The organism is uncultured Mailhella sp., from assembly GCF_947631555.1.
In the GTDB taxonomy this organism is placed as follows: Bacteria; Desulfobacterota; Desulfovibrionia; order Desulfovibrionales; family Desulfovibrionaceae; genus Mailhella.
Genome location: NZ_CANRLT010000134.1, coordinates 1 through 3830 on the forward strand (window position 1 = coordinate 1; position 3830 = coordinate 3830).

At 67.8% G+C, this 3830-nt stretch carries 3 protein-coding genes and 1 pseudogene; all 4 read right to left on the minus strand.

Annotation, left to right across the window (positions count from 1 at the left end; genetic code table 11):
- Nucleotides 1–30: 30 nt before the first annotated feature.
- Entirely contained in the window at nt 31–966 is a 936-nt protein-coding gene (locus Q0Z94_RS11395; protein ID WP_298069815.1) for an aminotransferase class V-fold PLP-dependent enzyme, read from the minus strand.
- Between the two features lie 49 nt (nt 967–1015).
- The gene (gatA, locus tag Q0Z94_RS11400; RefSeq protein ID WP_298069817.1) at nt 1016–2482 is read right to left on the minus strand and encodes an Asp-tRNA(Asn)/Glu-tRNA(Gln) amidotransferase subunit GatA; all 1467 of its coding nucleotides are present in this window, start codon (nt 2480–2482) and stop codon (nt 1016–1018) included.
- Nucleotides 2482–2775, minus strand: coding sequence for an Asp-tRNA(Asn)/Glu-tRNA(Gln) amidotransferase subunit GatC (gene gatC / locus Q0Z94_RS11405; RefSeq protein ID WP_298069819.1), 294 nt, complete (start codon nt 2773–2775; stop codon nt 2482–2484). Before gatC ends, gatA begins: the two co-directional genes overlap by 1 nt.
- Before the next feature lie 12 nt (nt 2776–2787).
- Nucleotides 2788–3830 (minus strand): annotated as a pseudogene (locus Q0Z94_RS11410) (hypothetical protein); the annotation flags it as partial.

Sequence of the window (3830 nt, forward strand, 5' to 3'; positions counted from 1 at the left end):
TATAACGCATGGCGGCCGCGCCGTCGCCGTCTATGGAACCGAAATTGCCGTGACCGTGGGGGAGCAGACGGCGTCCTGCGCGGGCCAGAGCGCCACACCCCGCCGGACAAGCCCCTCGCGGCAGAGCTTCGCCGTGGCTTCGTTCCGTGCAAACACCGCATCCCAGCCTTCTTCTTCCAGCGCGTTCAGAGCGGCGGAAAGCGCGGCCACACCCCACCAGTTGGGCGTGTAGGGGAAGCGCATGGCGTCTTCGGCAGCTCCGCGGAAGGGGGTAAGGGCGTCATATCCGGCGTAGCCCACTTCGGCGATGCGTTCCCAGGCGGCCGCGCTCACGCTCATGCAGCACATGTCCGGCGGGCAGGACAGGCATTTCTGCGAGCCGCCGAGCACGCAGTCCGCGTTCCAGGCATCGGCGCGGACGGGCGCGCCGCCCACGCTGGCCACGGCGTCCACCACGAGGAAGGGCACACCCAGATCCTTTTTCAGCGCGCCCAGCGCTTCCAGCGGGTTCAGTGTGCCGGAGGGCGTTTCGCAGTGCACGGCGGTGATGAGCAGCGGGCGGTGGAGGCGCACGGCCTCGGCCACGCGCTGGAGTGTGCTTTCGGAAATGGTGCGGTCGTAGGGTTCGGAGATGCAGACAGCGCGGCAGCCTATGGCTCTGGCCATGTCCGCAAAGCCGTCGCCGAACACGCCCGTGCCCACGCTCAGCACCGTGTCGCCCGGGCGGAGCAGGCTTTTCAGCGCGCCCCAGAGCACAAGCATGGCTTCGCCCGTGCCGAGAATGACGTCTTCGCGGGTCCCCAGCGCCTTTTGCAGGCGGGAGCGGACCGAGCCGTAAAGCCTGAGGTAGTCGTCGCCCATGCGCGGCGGGCCGTAGTCGCGGGAAAGGGCGCGGGCCGCAGCGGGATGCAGGGAGACGGGGCCAGGGTAGAAGGGCAGGGAGGCGTAGGAATGAAAGTCGCTCATGGCAGCACCTGAAAAAGCGGGGCGCGCGGCCCCGGCTGAAGACAGAGGTTTAAAGCGGGGCGCGCTGGCCGTGCGTACCGAGGGCGCGGGTGAGCAGTCCGCCCGCAAGGAAGAGCGTGCCCTCGTCAAAGGCGCGGCCCAGGAGCTGCACCCCCACAGGGAGCCCGCCGCTCAGTCCCGCGGGCAGGGACAGTCCGGGCAGCCCCGCCAGATTGAGGGACAGGGTAAAGATGTCCATGAAGTACATCTGCAAGGGGTCGCCGCCCAGAGAACCAGCCTCCCACGCGGGCACGGGGGACACGGGCGCAAGCAGCATATCACAGATGGAGAGGGCATCGAGGTAATCCTGACGGATGAGCCGCCGCACCTGCGCGGCCTTGCGGTAGTAGGCATCGTAGTAGCCCGCGGAGAGGACGTAGGAGCCGAGCAGAATGCGGCGCTGCACCTCCGCTCCGAAGCCCTCCGTGCGTGAACTCACATACATGTCTTCCAGATTTTTCGGGTTCGCGGTGCGGTGGCCGTAGCGCACGCCGTCATAGCGGGCGAGGTTGGAGCTGGCTTCCGCCGCGGCCAGGATGTAGTAGCTGGCGATGGCGTATTCCGTATGCGGCAGGGAGATGTCCACGATCCTGGCGCCCAGGTCCCTGGCCCGTTCCACGGCCTCGCGGCACACGGCGGCCACGCCTTCGTCCAGCCCATCGTGCTGGAAGAATTCCCGCGGCAGGCCGATGCTCAGTCCCTTGAGACTGGAGCGGGCGCGCATGGCGGCGCTGTAGTCGGGCACGGCTTCGGGGGAAGAGGTGCTGTCGCGGCGGTCGTACCCGGCGATGACCTGAAGCACGGCGGCGGCGTCGTCCACGGTGCGGGTGAGCGGGCCTACCTGATCGAAGGAGGAGGCATAGGCCAGAAGACCGTAGCGGGACACACGGCCGTAGGTGGGCTTCATGCCCACGCAGCCGCACAGGGAGGCGGGCTGACGGATGGAGCCGCCGGTGTCCGAACCCAGGGAGGCGCAGCACTGGCAGGCGGCAACACTGGCCGCGGAGCCGCCGCTGGAGCCGCCGGGCACACGGGAAAGATCCCAGGGATTGGCCGTGGCCTGATACGCGGAATGTTCCGTGGTGGAACCCATGGCGAATTCGTCCATGTTGTTCTTGCCGAGGATGACGGCCCCGGCTTCTTCCAGCTTCTGCACCACAAAGGCATCGTAGGGCGGGACAAAGCCTTCCAGAATGCGTGAGGCGGCGGTGGTGGGCAGGGCGCGCCAGGCGAGCACATCCTTCACCGTGACGGGAACGCCCCACAGGGGTTTCGCGGAAAAATCGGCGGGGCGGGCCTTGTCCAGATTCCGGGCCTGTTCCAGCGCGGCTTCATCGCGGCGGGAGAGCAGGGCCTTGACAGAAGGCTCGGTGGCGGCAATGCGCTCAAGGCAGGAGGAAACGGCGGCTTCGGCGCTGACGCTGCCCTCGCGCAGGGCATCGCGCAGTTCGCAGAGGGAAAGTTCAAAAAGTTCCATCACTTGCCCTCCACGATGCGGGGAACGATGAAGAAGGCGCCGTCGCTTTCCGGGGCGTTTGCCAGAATGTCCCGGCGTTCGGCGCGGCGCACGGCTTCATCCTCGCGGAAGGCGCATTCGTGAGCCACGGGGGAGTAGAGAGGTTCCACGCCGGCGGTATCCAGCTCCGCCAGTTTGTCCATGTAGTCGAGGATGCGGGAACACTGTCCGGCCATTTCGTCAAGGACGGATTCGTCCGGCTTCAGGCGGGAGAGGCGGCAGAGGTGCAGCAGGTCTTTGCGGTCAAGAGGCATGGCGTTCGCTCGTCAGTTGGGGGTGATGGAGTCAACGAGTTCCTGAAGGCTGCGCGCCGTGGCGGACGGATCCGGCCCGGAAGGTTCCGAAGCGGACGGTTCCGGCGCAGCCGCAGCGCTTCCGTTCGCGTAGCGGGCACGCAGGGCGGTGGGATCCACGGCTTCGCTGCCCACGGCTGCGGGGCGCATGAGGAAGAGGGCGCGGCGGACCTTGCCCGAACCGTCCCAGGAGAAGGGCGCGGCGGCCCAGTCCACGCGCAGGCCGGAGAGTCTGGCGTTGAGCGTCTGCGGCGTCCATCCGGGCTGGAGCTTCAGGGCTGCGGCCATCTGCACGAAGTCGAAGCCGAGGGCGGCCCAGTCGTCCGTGCGGTGGCCGCTGGCGCTCATGGCGCTGCGGAAGGCGGCGGCCCCCGGGGCGGCGGAGCGTTCGTCCCAGGCGGCGGGGAAAACGGTGAGGGAGAAGGCTGCGGCGTTGTTGCGGCTGCCTGCCCCGAGGCTCTGTTCCCAGAGGGTCGTGCCCATCATCAGCATGTTGTGCGCGCCGCCGTAGTGCAGGCTGGAAACCAGCATATCCATGTTCTTCCAGCTGTCGGGCAGGAAGATGGCCTGAAAGCCCGCCGTGGCTTCGGGAATGCTGCCGCGCCCCTTGCCGATGCGGGTCTTCAGGAAGGCGGAGGCCTCCCTGGGCCAGCCGCTCATGTTCCCGGCGGTATAGGTTCCGTAGCTGAGCAGGAAGCCGCGCTTTTGCGCCTCGCTCTGGAACACGGCGTTCATGTGCTTGCTGTAGGCGTCTTCCGGGCTGAATATGCCCACGCTCCCGATGCCGAGGGCCTGCGCCGCATCAAGCAGCACGGCGGCCTGATCTTCGGAGGAGGTGAAAAGACGCCAGAGATCCGTGCCCTCGGTGAAGCCCGCGGGCAGGGCGGCGGTGAAGGTAAAGACGGCGCGGCCTGTGGCGGCGTTTTTCAGGGCCTTGACCTGACCGGGCAGGAGCGGACCGCCGATGAGGGAGCAGGCAGGGGAAAGGGCGCTCACCTGCGCGGCCAGCGCCGGGT

What these genes read in the sequence shown, in the direction of transcription:
- Q0Z94_RS11395 (WP_298069815.1), bottom strand. Translation starts at nt 966, where the DNA reads ATGAGCGACTTTCATTCCTACGCCTCCCTGCCCTTCTACCCTGGCCCC.
- gatA (WP_298069817.1), bottom strand. Translation starts at nt 2,482, where the DNA reads ATGGAACTTTTTGAACTTTCCCTCTGCGAACTGCGCGATGCCCTGCGC.
- gatC (WP_298069819.1), bottom strand. Translation starts at nt 2,775, where the DNA reads ATGCCTCTTGACCGCAAAGACCTGCTGCACCTCTGCCGCCTCTCCCGC.